The sequence below is a fragment of the Streptodolium elevatio genome, assembly GCF_053592165.1.
This window is the reverse complement of record NZ_JBSFVE010000044.1, coordinates 1-15,269: the sequence shown is the minus strand read 5'-3', so window position 1 is coordinate 15,269 and position 15,269 is coordinate 1. Positions and strand designations below refer to the sequence as shown.

Below are 15,269 nucleotides of genomic sequence, written 5' to 3'. Positions count from 1 at the left end.
CTCAACCGTCGACCGCGCCACCCGGCACGAGGTCCTGCGTCCCGCGGCTGAGGAACTCCGATCGAGAATCGTAGCGGCCCAGGCTTCATTGACGCTCATCGAGGGTGGCCTGAACTGCGAGCACGAGGACCTCACCCAGTGCCCGAATTACCGGCGGCTCATCGCCGAGCGGGCCGACCCCCCGAAGCCCGGCCGGAGAGCCAGTGATCGAGCGCAGGGTGACGTGTCGGTGCCCGAGACGAAATGCCGGACCTGGTAATGGTCCAGGCCGACGCGGCCCTTCGCGGCCTGGAACAACTCCTCGATCGACCATCGGATCCCGGCGACCCGCACCCCGCTACGACGTCGGACTCATCGTCAAAACCGGCGAGCGCGTCGTAGCTATACGAGCGCAGGGCCTACATGGCGGCGAAGGACGGCACGAGGTCTGCGCCGCAGCGCAGCTGAACGAGGGGCGGTGGACGGTCAAGCTGGACGTCCTGACCGCCCTCGGCCACACGGTGCCTGCCGAGGCCGCGCGGCTGTGGGCCTGGTTGTGCCGTGGACACCTATGCAGCGGGAGGCGGTCAATTCAGTCGTCGCCGAGGGTGCGGGACAGTTTGCGTGACAGGCCTTTGCTCTGCTGGAAGGCCGGACCTGACGTGAGGGCGAGCGTGTCGTGGTGGGTGGTATTGACGACGGTGCGGGACAGCGCTGCTTTGGTGTCGAGTCGGCGCAGCGGCCGCATGCCCATGGCGACGCACTCGGGAAGCACCGCGGTGTTGGCGTCGGCCGGCCAGGGTGCCAGGTTCGGCTCGGGGCGGCTGCGGCGTGGTGCGGCGGGGAGGGGGGCGCGTTCGGTTGCTGCGTCGGTGGGCTTCGAGCGGGCGGGGGAGGGACGGATGGCGGGGGTGGCGGTGTGGGCGTTTCGTGTGTGTTGCTTGGCGCTGGTGGGCAGGGTGCTTGCCAGGGCGTCGCTGACCTGTTCGTGGGTCAGCGCGGGGCGTCCCCAGTGCGTGGTCGCGATGCGGTCGACGACCCCGCGCAGCCAGGTGGTGTTCGCGAGGAAGGATTGGGCTTGCTCGCCGGTCATGGACTGCAGGTTGGCGGCGGCGCGGGCGGGTGAGCGCAGTGCCGTCTGGATGTGGGCCCAGGTGGTCCAGCCCTGGAGTGCGTTGCTGAGTCCTTTGGTAGGCAACTGGAGGGCGGCGGTGGTGTTTTCGGTCAGCCGCTTGGCCTGCCCGCGGGTGTAGCCGCTTTCGTCCAGGGTGTAGGCCAGGGCGTGGCGGGGATCGCCGAAGGTGAGGTACTCGTGGTCGATGAAGACCGTGGACCCGCCGCTGAGATGCATGTTCCCGCGCCAAAGGTCCGGATGTATCGGGGCCAGCGGCACCGGGTGGACGCCGTCGAGGGCCCGGTGCGCGGGGGCGGTCGGGCTGCGGGGGAAGCCGAGGCGTTCGTACAGTTCGGGCCAGGCGGCGTGCACGCGCTGCCACAGACCGTCCAGGAACGCGTTCTGGAGATCGGCGTAGGCCTGCGCGTCCGTGCCGGTCGGCCTGCCATGCGGCACCGCGGGGAGGTCGGTGACGTCGGCGAGGGCACGGAAGAACCGGGGAATGTCGCGCTCCACCAGGAAGTCCGGCACCGGAGTCGGGACCCGGGGCAGCGCCGTCATATCCCGGAACTGGTGGATCTGGAAGTCGCCGTCGCGGCGCGCGAACCCCGGTGTGGCATACAGCAGCGCGGGGACGTCGACGGTGCGCTGCACCGCGCGCAGGATGGCCGGCTCCCACCAGGTGCGCAGGTTCGCCGGCAACGCCGACCGCTTCGGCATCCGCACCAGCACCGCACCTAGGTCGGGGTGATCCACGCGGACGTTGCGGTTGTAGCTGCCCTCTAACACAGGTGCCCCTGCCGCAAGGAGGCGCTGCGCCGACGCGAACAGCGACGCAGCCGTCGCCTCGTCCAACTCGCTCGGCAACGGTCTCCCGTGAATGGTCGCCTCGCATCCATACGGCGCCCGTGGGAGCCGAGACAGGCTTCCGGCCCCCGAGAAGCGCGATCGCCAAGCTCCGAAAGGGCAAGAAGATTTGGTTGCCGCGCGCCGTTGCAACACCTACCCGGCGCAGCCTTTGCTGTCGGAACACGCGGCAGTCCAGGCAGGTCACGGCCGGATCGCGACGCGTGCGGGCTCACCGTCGGACAGATGACAGCAAGGTTCACGCACCCCGACGGGGCGGTATTCGCATTCCACGCACAGAGGTACCACGATCTGCGCACACCCCTGCTTCGCGGCCAGGGACCACTGCCGCCTGGACCCGGACCGTCGGTCTCAACGCCGCGCGTGGCTCCGCAAACGGAAACCGCGCTGTTGGAGGGAGTTGGAGGCCCGAGGCTCTGGGCCCCGGGGCGGGTGGACTGGTAGGCGTCGGCGTACGCGGGGAATGAGCGTCGGGTGGCCGGGTTCCCACCGTCCGAAAAGCGGCGGCCCGGCATCGGCGTCGAGGTGCTGCCGGGGGTCGGGTTCGTCGTCCTGCCCCGTCGTTAGGTCATCGAGAGATCGCCGGCCTGGCTCATGCGCGCCCGCCGCCACGCACGGGACTAGGACCGAACGATGCAGACGGTCCGCAGCCGCCAGCGGAGCTGGTGGTGGATCGCAGCGACCACCCCGGCAGCCGCACACCGGCGGAAGAACCCGAACACGGCGTCCGGCGACGAGGCCGTCCTCCTCCAGGCGGCGCAGCAGCGGGTACACCGTGCCATGCAACACCTGCGTCGGTTCGCGAGCGGCCCGGGCGGGCAACGGGGCGAGGGGCCGGGGCGGCGTGGGGAGGGGCATGGTGACCAGGACTGCAGCGCGGATCCTGACGGTGTTGACTCAGGACGTCTGGGGCTGGGTGCGGGGCTTCCTTCGGGGGGTCGACGCCCCGCACGTTCCTCGGCGCGGGATCCAGCCGCTTCAGCCGCCGGTCCGGGCGCGGTGGCGTCCCGGTGGCTTTCCGGGCGGCGGGCGGTGTCGCGGTTCGGGCAGCGTAGGCGGCGGCCAGGGAGTCAGTCCCGGTGTGAGTGCCTCACGACGGTCGAGCTGATGTCGCTTTTGGCGGCGTTGATGTTGTTGATGTTCCCGCCGGCGCCGCTGGCGCCAATGGTCTGCGTGACGTTCTCAATTCCGAGGCTCGCGTGAGCCGGCGTGGCGAGCGAGACCGTCGCCGCCGCCAAGGCGAGGGTCAGGACGGTGACAGCACGGTGCGAAGTAGCCATGACCAGGAAACGATCATGCAGGGCAGTGGTCACCATCCAGCAGCAGGAAGTCGGATGGGCCGGTTCGCGAAACTAAAGGTTGTCCCGTGAGTTCACCGACGCCGACCACCAGGACGCACTGACGCTTCTGCGTGTACCGCGCAACGAGGTCGCCCTGCGGGCAGGCTGACGGGCGCGGGAACGGCACCCTCCCGCCACGACCGCGGCCATGGCCGGAACCGGTCGGATGAAGGTCGGGTCCGTGGACGCAGCATTGTTATAGGAGTGGAGTCCGTTGGCCTGGCGGATGATGTTCGCGGCCCGACGGAAACGTGTTGGTAGGTCCCAGCCGCAAGGGCCGCAACCAGGAGCGGCAGCGAGCGAGGCGGTGGAGGTCAAACTCGGCGTGTGGCTCTTCAACACCAAGAGCCGCCGCGTCAAGCCCACCGACGACCAGCTCGACAAGCTCGCCGAAGCCGGCCTCGACTGGCGGTAGGGCAGGAGAAGACGGCAAGGGCCCTGACCGGAGGCCGGTCAGGGCCCTTCTGTTCGGTCTTGGGGCTGGACCAGTGGTTCGAGGTAGACGGCCAGCCTGGGTACAAGAGACCTTCACCGATGCCGGCCACGCTTCACAGTTTCGGGAGACGGCGCAGCAGGACGTTGGCTGACCGAGCCTGGGGCGTGTGTCCACGCTGAGGTTGTGGGCCCGAGGTTACCGAAGGCGTTCGTGATCTCCCCTGTCTTACGATTGCTCCCCTTCCACGGCTTGCTGTCCATCTTCTTCGTCGCTGAGCAGCACGGTGTCGGGAACCTCGTTGCTGAGCTCCATGACGGTCGAGTGGTTTGCAACGTTTTGGGCGTTGGGGTTGTTGATGTTCGCTCCGACGTCGCCGATCCCTTGCTCGACGTTTTCGAGTCCGAGGTCCTCGGTGACGTTGGCGAACTCGGAGATGGATTCGAGCTCGGGCGTGAAGGTGTCGAGTCCGGTGTCTGCGTGGGCCGACGTGGCGAGTGAGACCGTCGCCGCCGCCATGGCGAGGGTCAGGACGGTGACAGCACGGTGCGTGAAGTGGCCATGCCCAGGAAACGATCACGCGGGGCCCGGTCACCACAGGACCGTGGGACTGCGCACGGCTGGCTCGCGGCGGCCCGAGATGCGCGGAAGCGGGTTGCTACCGGCTCTCGTCCGTGTACCAGGTGGCGGTGGGGCTGTAGAGAGTCTGCGAGCCGCCGATGGTGTTGGAGAAGGCGGCCTGGTCCCAGCGCTCGACGCCTCTCCCGCAGGCGCGGGCCGGGCGGCCGGTAGGTCCGCCGCGACCGATCAGCCCGCCTCGATCGGTGCCCTTCCTATCGCGGTCGCCCGCGACATGGGCTGCGAAGTCGCCTATCTCCCAGGCCTGACGATGCGGCGGATCGCCGACCTCTATCCCGGCGAGGCCAAGACCGACGCCCGCGACGCCTTCGTCATCGCGGACGCGTCCCGTTCGATGCCGCACACCCTGCGGTCGATCGAACTCGCCGACGAGACGATCGCCGAACTGCAGATGATCGTCGGCTTCGACGACAACCTGGCCGGCGAGGCCACCCGCGTCAGCAACCGCCTTCGCGGCCTGCTCACCCAGATCCACCCGCACCTTGAACGCGTGCTGGGCCCGCGAATCCAGCACCCCGCCGTCCTCACTCTGCTGGAGCGGTTCGGCTCCCCCACCCAGATCCGCAAGGCAGGCCGGGGACGGCTCGTACGGCCGAAGGCCCCACGGATGGCCGAGCGGCTGGTCGAGGACATCTTCACCGCCCTGGACGAACAGACCGTCGTCGCCCCGGGCACGGACGCGGCCGCGCTGATCGTCCCGAGCCTGGCCGGCTCACTGACCGCCCTCCTGGGCCAGCGCAAGGTCCTCGCCACGCGGATCGAGGAACTCCTGGAGAGCCACCCTCTTTCACAGGTCCTGACGTCCATGCCGGGGATTGGCGTCAGGACCGGAGCCGGGATCCTCATCGACGTCGGCGACGGCAGCTTCCCCTCCGCCGCCTACGCGGGCCTCGCCCCGGCCACTCGATCGTCCGGCTCGTCCATCCGCGGCGAGCAGCCGTCCCGGCGAGGAAACAAGCAGCTCAAACGAGCCTTCTTCCTCTCCGTGTTCGCGTCGCTCTGCGCCCCCGCCTCACGGACCTACTACGACAACAGGATCACCCAGGGCAAGCACCACACCCAAGCGCTGCTCTGCCTCGCTCGCCGCCGCGCCGACGTCCTGTTCGCCATGCTCCGAGACGGCACCTTCTACGAACCCCAGGCACCGGGAGCGATGTGAAGGAAACCAGTCCCGCCTGCGACCGACGACAGCACGACGGCACCAGGGCGCGACCGCTACATCATGTGAACCTCTACGGAGAGCCCCTCTGCGAGGGCAGAGTTCAGGTGCTCCGCATGGGCCCCCAGCCATTGGCTCGGGCCAGCGACCTGCGCTGTCAGTTTCGAGGTTCTGGCTCAGCTTCCGTGGTGCCCTCACGTTGAGTGACAACAGGAACCGACCTGGGGTTTCAGCAAGTTGCTTGAGATCGATCCCTGATGGCTGGCGGTGGTCGACACTTCGGTGTCGTGGAAGATGTTCTGCCTGCTGTGAGAGATTTGCTGTCGCCCGCGATCGAGAACATTGCCGTGACGTCGGTGGAAACGGCAGCGGAGGCGGTACTTGCAGAGGTCTGTAGTACGTCCCCAGGCGCCTGCTGTCCAGGTTGCGGTGACTGGTCGAGCCGGGTTCACGGTTCCTACCTGCGGTTTCCTGCTGACAATCCAACGGCCGGGCGTCCTGTGGTTCTTCGTCTGCGTGTCCGCCGCTTCATATGCTTGAACGCCGCGTGCGCCAGGTGGACGTTCGTCGAACAACTGGCAGGGCTGACGCGGCGGCACGGTCAGCGCACGGAGCGCCTGAGGTCGATGGTGACTGCCGTCGGGCTGGCGCTGGCAGGCCGCGCCGGCGCCCGCCTGGCACGCGTCTTCGGCGTCGCGATCAGCCGCAGCATCCTGTTACGCCTGGTCTGCGCTCTGCCCGAACCGCAGGCGGCGACGCCCCGCGCGGTCGGTATCGACGAGTACGCCACCCGCAAGGGTCGCCCCTACGGCACTGTCATCATCGACCTGGAAACGCATCGGCCCATCGATCTGCTGCCCGATCGAGAGACGTCGACTGTCGCGGCCTGGCTAAGGGAACGGCCGGGGATCGAGGTCGTCTGCCGCGACCGGGCGCCGTTCTTCGCCGAAGCTGCATCCGTCGGTGCACCGAGCGCGGTGCAGGTCGCCGATCGCTGGCACTTGTGGCACAACCTCAGCGAAGCCGCTGAGCGCGCCGTCGCCACCCACCGCCTCTGCCTGCAAGTCCTGACGAACCAACCGAGTGCAGCCGACATCGTCCCGGTCACCGCCGAACCGCCGCCGGATTCGCCCTGGCCGACAGGGCACCGCTTCGCCGACCGCATACGAGAACGGCACGCGACCGTCCACGCGCTCTTGGACGCAGGCCACAGCAAGCGCTCGATTCAAAGGCAGCTCGGCATGGGCTCCAGCACCGTCCAGCGCCTTGCCGCTGCCGCAGCACCGGAGGATCTCTTCACCGGTCAGTGGCAGAACCGGCCTTCGGTGCTCGACCCGTTCAAGCCCTATCTCGACGACCGTTGGGACGAAGGCTGCACCAACGCCTGGAAGCTCTGGGAGGAGATCGTCCCGCTCGGCTACCAAGGCAGCTACCAGCGCGTCCGCGCCTACCTCCGCCGCAAGCGCACCTCACCCGGCCCCGTCACCGCACGCCCACCGGCACCGCGCATCGTCGCCGGCTGGATCCTCCGCCACCCGGAATCGCTCACCGACGACGAGCAGATCCATCTCAAGGCTGTCCGCGGCCACTGCCCTGAACTCGACGCTCTGACCACACACGTCCGCTCGTTCGCCACTATGCTCACCTATCGCCGCGGCGAAGAGCTTCCTGTCTGGCTCGACGCCGTCCGCCGCGACAACCTGCCCAGCCTCCACACCCTCGCCGCAGGCATCGACCGCGACGCCGTGATCGCTGGGACTCACCCTGCACTGGAACTCCGGCGTTGTTGAAGGCCACGTCAACCGGATCAAGATGCTCAAGCGGCAGATGTTCGGCCGGGCAGGCTTCAGCCTCCTGCGCAAACGTGTCTTGCTTGCCCCGTGATCCGCGTGGGCGTCAGGTGACTCGGGCGTGATAGTCAGGTTGCCACGGACCGCTCCCACGGCCGTCAATTTCATGTGGAGCGGTGAGTGCAGAGCGTATTGAATGCGAACAATGTTGTCGTTCAGACCTGCAGGGGACACCGTGGATGAGCGCGTGGTGATCAGCCTGTTGCGTCTCGCTGCTGCTGACGTGGCGCTGGAGGCAGTCTGGCAGCGGCCGTCGGACGAACGGCTTGTTCAACTGGGGTTGAACGCTCTCCTAGCTGGTGTCGAGTCCCCTTCACTCGCGCAGTTGGCCGGGCTTGGACGCCCCGAACATCACGCAGCGCGAGAGCTGTTCACTCAGGCATTGGAAGAGCTGAACCTCTTGCCTCTCGTCGAGGACGACCTCGCGGACGCCCGCTGGACCGCAGCGCGATGGTGGTCCCGCGAAATCCTCGTCGGAAACCTCGACCCCCTCGACGGTGCCACGCTGATCTGGCTCGAAGCGGCCGCCGAACTCGGCTACCCGCAAGCCCTGCAACCCGTCGTCACACTGGCCCAGACCGCCACCGCAAACGAGGACCCACCCGCCGGGCAACAGCCGCTGAAGACAGACATCGTGTCCGCAGTCAGCCGTTTCCTCCGCACAGTCTGATGAGCCGAACAGCCGCCATCGTCACCCAGAGCAGGCTTGCCACAAAACTTGAGCCAGAACCAACTCGGGTTCTGGCTCAGGTTTTGTGGCGTGAGCACGGTGAGTGACGGACGAACTGGTCCAGCGGCTTTAGAAGTTGCCTGAAATCGATCCCTGCTGGCTTGCCATGCTCGACAGTTCGGATCTGTGGAAGACGAAGGTGTTGGACCTGGCATGGCAGCTCTGCAGTTCCTTGGGATTGCCGACGTTGCGGTGACCTCGGTGGAGGCGAAGACGGAGGCCGTGCGAGTAGGTGCGCGGAGCACAACGGCGGGTGCTGCGTGTCCGGGATGCGGAGTCTGGTCGAGCCGGGTTCATGGTTCGTACGTGCGGTTTCCTGCCGATGTGCCGACGGCTGGGCGGCCGGTGGTCCTGCGGCTTCGGGTGCGTCGGTTCGCGTGCTTGAACGGTGTCTGCGGGCGGCGGACGTTCGTCGAGCAGCCGGCGGGTCTGACGCGTCGCCACGGGCAGCGCACCGAGCGCCTTCGGGCGATCCAGGCCGCTACGGGCCTCGCGCTGGCAGGCCGGGCCAGCGCCCGCCTGGCGCACGTCCTCGGGGTGCCAGTCAGCCGCAGCACGGTGTTACGCCTGGTCAAGGCCCTGCCCGAGCCGCCCAGGCCGGCACCGCGGGCGGTCGGCATCGACGAGTACGCCACCCGCAAGGGCCACGCCTACGGGACGGTCATCATCGACTTGGAAACGCACCGGCCCGTCGATCTGCTGCCGAACCGGGAGGCCTCCACCGTTGCCGCTTGGCTGGCCGCGCGCCCTGGAATCGAGGTCGTGTGTCGCGATCGGGCGCCCTTCTTCGCTGAAGCCGCGGCGACGGGTGCCCCGAACGCGGTGCAAGTCGCCGATCGCTGGCACCTGTGGCACAACCTCAGCGAAGCCGCCGAACGCACGGTCGCCCAGCACCGCCGTTGCCTGCACGTCTTGGTCGGCAAGCCAGCCCGGCCCGACAGCGAACCGGCAGCAAGTGAGCCCGCCTCGGGTTCGCCATGGCCGACCGGACACCGCTTCGCCGACCGCATCCGCGACCGGCACGCCGCCGTTCACGCCCTCGTGGACGCCGGCCACAGCCGACGCTCGATCCAGCGGCAGCTCGGCATGGGCTCCACCACCGTCCAACGCCTTGCCAACGCCGCAGCACCGGAGGACCTGTTCACCGGTCAGTGGCAAAACCGGACCTCGGTACTCGACCCGTTCAAGCCCTACCTCGACGACCGCTGGGACCAGGGCTGCACGAACGCGTGGAAACTCTGGGAAGAGATCGTGCCGCTCGGCTATCCGGGCAGCTACCAGCGGGTCCGGGCCTACATCCGACGCAAGCGCGCTACACCCGGCCGCGTCGCCGCCGGCCCTCCGTCACCTCGCGTCGTCGCCGGCTGGATCCTTCGCCGACCTGAATCGCTCACCGAGGACGAGCAGCTCCACCTCAAGGCCGTCCGCGGCAACTGCCCCGAACTCGACGCCCTGACCGAACACGTCCGCTCATTCGCCACAATGCTCACCGAGCGCCGGGGCAAATGCCTGCCCGCCTGGCTCGACGCGGTCCGCTGCGACGACCTGCCCAGCCTCCACACCCTTGCCGCGGGCATCGATCGCGACCGGGACGCCGTCATCGCGGGCCTGACGCTGCCCTGGAACTCCGGTGTCGGAGGGACACGTGAACCGCATCAAGATGCTCAAGCGCCAGATGTTCGGCCGCGCCGGCTTCGAGTTGCTGCGGAAGCGGGTCCTGCTCGCTTCATGACTCCGGTCAGACGTCGCGGTCACGCAAGCCGAGCCCGTCCGGGAGTCCCTGGATGAATGCGCGACGCTCTGCATCGGGTTCCGTCTCGGCCATCACGGCGACCATACCGAGGAACTCGTCTCGTTGGTCCACAGAGAATCTGCCGAGCCGATAGGCCACGCCTTCAAGCACCTTCACCGCATCATCCGGGTTCATCTGCTCGTCATCGCAGCTCTCGACGAACCAGACGACGTCGATCAACGCCTCGGCCAATCCCCGGGACAAGGACGGGTACTCGGACATCCACCGGCTCCATGGGTTGAGTCATGCGCAGGACCGCGTGCATCACCTCATCACACACTCCCGACAGCACCGTCAGTGACGGCACCACAAAACCTGGGCCAGAGCCTGAGGGACTGTAAAACTAACGGGTCTGCCTCACATTCGGTGGTGGCTCTGCGTGAGCGTCATGGGAGGAGGATGCGGTGGCGGAGGAGGTCGAATCCGGCGCGTCCGTGCATTTGCCTCATGATGCGTTTGGTTCGGGTGTTGACGCCTTCGGTGCGTCCGTTGTGATGGGGCGTGGTGAGCGCGGCATCGACCGCCGCGCGGTCGAGTTCGAGGCCGTTGGCGAAGGCGTGCAGGTGGGGTAGTTCGGACGCGCGGGCAGCCGCGATCCATGCGGTGAGCCTGGTGTTGTTCCCCGGGGCGGGGGTCAGAAGCGAGGCGAACTCCCCGATCAAGCGGTCGAGTTGTGTCATCTCGGGGCAGGCGGCGGTGAGGTCTCGGAGGAGTTTGGTGTCCTTGTCCCGGCGGTTGTCCGGGCGGGTGAGGAGGAGGCGGGCGAAGCGCCTGGGGGTGGTGACGGGCCGGTCGCCCTCGGCCCGGCCTTGGGTGAGGTAGCGGTAGAGCAGGTTGAAGCTGCCGCTGTATCCGAGTTCCTGGATCTCGCGGAAGAGCTGGGGCACGGGAACGGCGGGGTCGGCCGCGCGGCGTGCGCGGAGATGGTCTCGGTAAGGGTCGACAAGGGTCGTCCGGTAGCGGGGGGCGCGTCGCAGGGCGTCGGGTTCGCGAGTGCGTGCGTAGCGTTTGACGGTGTTCAGGGACACGTCCAGCCGACGGGCGCACTCGAGGAGGCTGACGCCCTTACCCAGCAGGTCGTGGACCTGGAACCAGCGTTCGCGGGTGGTCTGTTCGTGGACGCCGCCGGGCCGGGGCGGGTTGACGGTGGCCCAGCATGAGCTGTGCGAGCGGACCTCGGCGAGCGTCTTGTCGCATACGTTCCGCCATAAATGCCACCGGTCGCCGACCTGTATCGCGTCGGGAAGTGCGCGGCGTATCGCCTCGGCGTAGGCTCCCGAGCCGTCCCGGCAGACGATCTCGAACCGGGGTGGCCTCGCAGCCACGCCTCGAGCGCGTCGGCGCCGCGGCCGGGGAGCACGTCGATGCGTTCGCCGGTTGTCGGCGTACACGCGAACGTCCCCAGCCACGTACGGGTGAACGCGGCCAGTTGTTGATGCCGTGAGTCTCATCGGTCGCCACGCTGCTGTGTGAGGCAGTTGGCGGAGGTGACTCGCTGTGGTCTTGGATCCGCGTCGGTGGTTGGAACTTCGTCGTTTCCGGGGGCTGTTGGAGTCCGGGGCGATGAGCCTGTCGGAGATCGCCCGGGAGACCGGTCTGGACCGCAAGACGGTCCGCAAGTACCTGTCCGCGGCGGGGCCTGCGAGTCCGCCTCGCCGGTCGGCGAGCGGCCGGTCGCTGGCGAGGGTGATCGACGAGTTCGCGCCGCTGGTCGACTCGATGCTCCGCGCAGAGATCCTGGTGAAGGCGTCGGTGATCCACGGGCGGCTGGTTGCCGAGTACGGGTTCACCGGGAACTACCAGCGGGTCAAGCTCTACGTGCAGGCCGCGCGGCCGCGGATCGCCGAAGAACTCGGCATCACACCGAAGGAACTGGCGGGGCTGCACCGCCGGTTCGAGGTCATCCCCGGCGCCCAGGCCCAGGTCGACTGGGGCGACGAGGGCAAGATCCTCGCCCACATGGGCATCGCGAAGGTCTACTCCTTCCACATGACGCTGTCGTACTCGCGCGACCCGTTCTGCTGCTTCACCACCAGCCAGGACCTGCAGACCTTCTTCGACTGCCACCGCCGGGCGTTCTCCCACTTCGGCGGCGTGCCGATGACGATCGTCTACGACCGCACCAAAACGGTGGTCCGCCGCCATGTCGCGCCGGGTGAGGCGGTCCCGCTGCACCCCGAGGCGGTCGGGTTCGCCGGGCACTACGACTTCGAGATCGATGTGCTGGCTGCCTACCGGCCGACTGGCAAGGGCCGAGTCGAGCGGCAGGTGCTGATCGTCCGCGACCATGTGCTGTCCGGGCGGTCTTTCTCCTCCCTGGAGGAGATGGACGCGGCGTTCGCCGCGTGGGTGCCGCAGCGTCGCGCGCAGATCCACAAGACCCACCGCGAGGTCATCGCCGAGCGGGCCGCGCGGGACCATGCAGCGCTCAAGCCACTGCCGCCGCGTCCGTACCTGGTGGCCGAGCGGCAACTGCGGCACGTCGCCAAGGACTGCCTGGTCGCGTTCGACGGGAACCTCTACTCGGTGCCCGCCCGCCGGGTCCGCCCCCGGCAACTGGTCGAGGTGCGCGCCACCAAGTCCGAGGTCATGCTCCACGCCACCCTCACCGACACGGGCACCGACTCGCTGCTGGCGACCCACCCACGCGCGTTTGGACGGGGCGCCCGTGTCGTCGACGAGAAGCACTGGGACGGCCTGCCCACCGGCAAGGGCCGCCGGACCACCACCGGCGACGCCCCGCCACCGCCGCGTCCGCAGCCCCACGTCGAGGAAGCCCGCTCGCTGCAGTCCCTGCTGAACCGGGCCGCGGTCGCGCGGATCGAGGTGGGCCGGCGCCCGCTGTCGGTCTACGACGAACTGACCGGCACCCGGCCGTTCACGAACGGATCGACGGAGGAAGCCTCTTGAGCGAGCTGACCGGCAACCGCATCCGCACCACCGCCCGCAAACTCGGCCTGCCCCACCTCGCCGAGACCGTCGGCGAGTTCGCCAAACGCGCGGACGAGGCGAAGATGGGCTACCTGGACTTCCTCGACCTCGTGCTGTCCGAGGAACTCGCCGTCCGCGACGACCGTCGTTTCCGTCAGTGCCTGCGGACCTCGAAGCTGCCGCACCACAAGACTTTGGACGAGTACGACTTCTCGTTCCAGCCCGAGTTGGACCCGCGCAAGGTCAAAGACCTCGCGACCCTGTCGTTCGTCGAGGCCAAGGCGAATGCCGCCCTGCTCGGGCCTCCCGGGGTCGGCAAGACGCATATCGCGGTCGCGCTCGCGGTCGCCGCCTGCCGGGCGGGCTACTCGATCTACTTCACCAGCCTCGACGACATGGTCCGCAACCTCACCGCCGCCGAGGCCGCGGGACGGCTGACGAACAAGCTCGGCACCTACCTGCGGCCGAGCGTCCTCGTGGTCGACGAAGTGGGCTACCAGCCCCTCGAACGCGCGGAAGCCAACCTGGTGTTCCAGGTCATCTCCAAGCGCTACGAACGCGGTTCGATCATCCTGACCTCGAACAAGACCTTCAGCGAATGGGGACAGGTGTTCGGCGATGAAGTCCTCGCCACCGCGATCCTCGACCGCCTCCTGCACCACTGCGACGTGATCTCCATCAACGGCCCGAGCTACCGCCTGAAGAACCGTCTCAAGGCCATCGAACGGGACAACGAGGTGGCCTGAGCACGGTTACGGGGCGCGGTTCGGGCCCGGTCAGTCGTCATCAAGGCGCTGGAGGATCTGGGAGAACTCGCCGGAGTCGAGCAAGCCGGCGATCACACCGCTCATGCTCTCGATGCCGGGGTCCCGGACGATCAAGCCGTCCGAGCACCAGAAGTACCGTCCGCCCAGCGCCTCACTGCTGCCTGCCCAGCTCTTCATCAAGCGGTCGACCTCGGCAAGGGTGAACACCGTCGCACTCCACCGTGATCCGTCCATCAGCCGGACCTCGACATCGACGTTGCACACCGAACCCAAGTCCTCGTCCGGGTTAGGCGGCAAGAACGACGCCTCGAACGCATCCGTGCGAACCCGGTACCACGGCCCGTCCCACCCTCGTTCGACCGACGCTGCCGATGCGCTGTCACTCATCGTGCGAGTGTCGTCGGTCGGCCTAGTGATCTCAACCAAGTACCCCGACCGCAGTCCTGCCCGCGCCCCCAACTGGGGACGTTGACCCGTACGCGGCTGGGGAACTCAGGTCGTACGCCGACACCGGTCTCGGCGTCCGTCAGCACCGTCGCGTAGGAGTGGCGGCGCTTGAGCGCGAAGTCGTCCACGCCCAGGACCCGCGGCACCCGCAGCGGCGGCAGCGGGATGCCGGCCAGGACCCGCAGTGCGGTGCACCGCGACAGCCCGGCCCCGAGCGCCTTCGACGTCCGTGCGCCCGCGCGGCCTGCGAGTTCCCGCACCACGGCCCGGACTTGGGCGAGCAGCCGCACCGTCCGCCGTTGATAGCGCTCCAGCAGGCCGGGGACCTGCTCACGGAACGTGATACGGAGGCAGTCCGAGGTGGGGCAGACCAGGCGCCGGAGCCGCGCCACAACAACCACCCGCCGGCCGTCGACGGGCACGTCGGTCACCGTGCGCTTATGGAAGGCGTGCACCCGACCGGTCCGACCGCCGCAATCCGGGCAATCCACCGGACCGCCAGGCGTTCGGGCTCGCACCCGGATGACCTCGCCCTCGTCCGCGACACCCTCGACCACCAGTGGTGCAAGCCCCGAAAACACCACGCTCACAAGCTCGTTCGCGCTCAACACCCGAACATGATCACGGACCCACGCTCAGTCACCACCGAATGTGAGGCAGACCCGTTCGATTTACAGACCCCGCATCGCGGGTGAAGCGGTCGTGTCTACTCGTCGTCTCGTGGTGCACGGACGAGGTGGACGATGCCGGCGGGGTTGGTGATCCAGTGTGCTTCCATGTCGGGGGCGAAGGCTTCGAGTTCGTCCTGGGTGTGGATCCCGCGTGCGGCCAGGTGCCGGCGTGCGTGGGGGACGTCGTCGGTGAAGAGTTCGAGCCACAGGTCGGCGCGGGCGAGGTTGTCGACCTGGTCGAGCCATAGTTTGACGGGGCCCAGTTGCAGCGAGGCGCATCGGGAGACGACGCCGTCGATTCCGGTGCCGGTTTCTTCCTCGACGTCCATGCCGAGGGTGTCGCGGTAGAACGCGACGGTCTCCTCGAAGCGGGCTTTGGGGAGTTTCATGGCGACGTTCGCGCCGCCGCGGAATGCGGGGGTCATGGGTGGGTCTCCGATCGGCGGTCGAGGTGGTCTGAGAGGGCGTTAAGTCCCGTTTCTGGTGATGTGATGTCGCCCGTTCGTGGGTGATGGAACGGTTCCGTCCTCGTGTCATGTCGTGGGCGTGA

Annotated in this window: 10 protein-coding genes and 5 pseudogenes; 6 read left to right on the top strand and 9 right to left on the bottom strand. The window is 68.1% G+C overall.

The features are described from left to right. Positions 1-214 precede the first annotated feature (214 nt). From ACWD12_RS39570 to ACWD12_RS39555, 4 genes and pseudogenes are all read right to left on the bottom strand, one after another. Positions 215-333 (bottom strand): annotated as a pseudogene (locus tag ACWD12_RS39570) (IS701 family transposase); the annotation flags it as partial. Positions 334-571: 238 nt separating this feature from the next. Then, a complete protein-coding gene (locus ACWD12_RS39565; protein ID WP_450103706.1) occupies positions 572-1,960 on the bottom strand; it encodes a hypothetical protein in 1,389 nt (462 codons plus the stop codon). 1,070 nt (positions 1,961-3,030) lie between these two features. Beyond that, positions 3,031-3,276, bottom strand: a complete 246-nt coding sequence (locus tag ACWD12_RS39560; RefSeq protein WP_450103705.1) for a hypothetical protein — start codon at positions 3,274-3,276, stop codon at positions 3,031-3,033. A 685-nt stretch (positions 3,277-3,961) separates the two neighbouring features. Beyond that, the gene (locus ACWD12_RS39555; RefSeq protein WP_450103704.1) at positions 3,962-4,252 is read right to left on the bottom strand and encodes a hypothetical protein; all 291 of its coding nucleotides are present in this window, start codon (positions 4,250-4,252) and stop codon (positions 3,962-3,964) included. Positions 4,253-4,538: 286 nt separating this feature from the next. On the opposite strand from ACWD12_RS39555, the pseudogene ACWD12_RS39550 reads away from it, so the two are divergent. The 4 genes and pseudogenes from ACWD12_RS39550 to ACWD12_RS39535 form a co-directional block, all read left to right on the top strand. Then, a pseudogene (locus tag ACWD12_RS39550) lies at positions 4,539-5,531 on the top strand (IS110 family transposase); the annotation flags it as partial. 257 nt (positions 5,532-5,788) lie between these two features. Next, on the top strand, positions 5,789-7,321 hold the full coding sequence (locus tag ACWD12_RS39545) for an ISL3 family transposase (RefSeq protein ID WP_450103703.1): 1,533 nt from the start codon (positions 5,789-5,791) through the stop codon (positions 7,319-7,321). Between the two features lie 235 nt (positions 7,322-7,556). After that, positions 7,557-8,051: a hypothetical protein gene (locus tag ACWD12_RS39540; protein WP_450103702.1), complete on the top strand. Its 495-nt coding sequence runs from the start codon at positions 7,557-7,559 to the stop codon at positions 8,049-8,051. Between the two features lie 213 nt (positions 8,052-8,264). Then, positions 8,265-9,843, top strand: a pseudogene (locus ACWD12_RS39535) (ISL3 family transposase). A gap of 6 nt (positions 9,844-9,849) precedes the next feature. On the opposite strand, the gene ACWD12_RS39530 reads toward ACWD12_RS39535, so the two are convergent. Both ACWD12_RS39530 and ACWD12_RS39525 read right to left on the bottom strand, forming a co-directional pair. Further along, complete coding sequence (locus ACWD12_RS39530; RefSeq protein WP_450103701.1) at positions 9,850-10,125, bottom strand: hypothetical protein; 276 nt, start codon at positions 10,123-10,125, stop codon at positions 9,850-9,852. Positions 10,126-10,289: 164 nt separating this feature from the next. Then, positions 10,290-11,281, bottom strand: a pseudogene (locus tag ACWD12_RS39525) (ISL3 family transposase); the annotation flags it as partial. Positions 11,282-11,466: 185 nt separating this feature from the next. On the opposite strand from ACWD12_RS39525, the gene istA reads away from it, so the two are divergent. Together istA and istB are read left to right on the top strand one after the other, a co-directional pair. Further along, the gene (istA, locus tag ACWD12_RS39520; protein WP_450103700.1) at positions 11,467-12,813 is read left to right on the top strand and encodes an IS21 family transposase; all 1,347 of its coding nucleotides are present in this window, start codon (positions 11,467-11,469) and stop codon (positions 12,811-12,813) included. Next, positions 12,810-13,580: an IS21-like element helper ATPase IstB gene (gene istB, locus ACWD12_RS39515; protein ID WP_450103699.1), complete on the top strand. Its 771-nt coding sequence runs from the start codon at positions 12,810-12,812 to the stop codon at positions 13,578-13,580. Before istA ends, istB begins: the two co-directional genes overlap by 4 nt. A 30-nt stretch (positions 13,581-13,610) precedes the next feature. Here istB and ACWD12_RS39510 read toward each other — a convergent pair whose 3' ends face one another. The 3 genes and pseudogenes from ACWD12_RS39510 to ACWD12_RS39500 all read right to left on the bottom strand — a co-directional run bounded on the left by ACWD12_RS39510 (position 13,611) and on the right by ACWD12_RS39500 (position 15,144). Then, complete coding sequence (locus ACWD12_RS39510) at positions 13,611-13,988, bottom strand: hypothetical protein (protein ID WP_450103698.1); 378 nt, start codon at positions 13,986-13,988, stop codon at positions 13,611-13,613. A gap of 62 nt (positions 13,989-14,050) precedes the next feature. Further along, positions 14,051-14,656: pseudogene (locus ACWD12_RS39505) on the bottom strand (transposase family protein); the annotation flags it as partial. A gap of 98 nt (positions 14,657-14,754) precedes the next feature. Further along, on the bottom strand, positions 14,755-15,144 hold the full coding sequence (locus tag ACWD12_RS39500) for a VOC family protein (protein WP_450103697.1): 390 nt from the start codon (positions 15,142-15,144) through the stop codon (positions 14,755-14,757). Between the last annotated feature and the right edge of the window lie 125 nt (positions 15,145-15,269).

Excerpts from the sequence above, each read along its gene's own strand:
- ACWD12_RS39560 (WP_450103705.1), bottom strand. The coding sequence starts at position 3,276 with ATGGTGACCACTGCCCTGCATGATCGTTTCCTGGTCATGGCTACTTCG.
- ACWD12_RS39555 (WP_450103704.1), bottom strand. The coding sequence starts at position 4,252 with ATGGCGGCGGCGACGGTCTCACTCGCCACGTCGGCCCACGCAGACACC.
- ACWD12_RS39545 (WP_450103703.1), top strand. The coding sequence starts at position 5,789 with ATGGCTGGCGGTGGTCGACACTTCGGTGTCGTGGAAGATGTTCTGCCT.
- ACWD12_RS39530 (WP_450103701.1), bottom strand. The coding sequence starts at position 10,125 with ATGTCCGAGTACCCGTCCTTGTCCCGGGGATTGGCCGAGGCGTTGATC.
- istA (WP_450103700.1), top strand. The coding sequence starts at position 11,467 with ATGAGCCTGTCGGAGATCGCCCGGGAGACCGGTCTGGACCGCAAGACG.
- ACWD12_RS39510 (WP_450103698.1), bottom strand. The coding sequence starts at position 13,988 with ATGAGTGACAGCGCATCGGCAGCGTCGGTCGAACGAGGGTGGGACGGG.
- ACWD12_RS39500 (WP_450103697.1), bottom strand. The coding sequence starts at position 15,144 with ATGACCCCCGCATTCCGCGGCGGCGCGAACGTCGCCATGAAACTCCCC.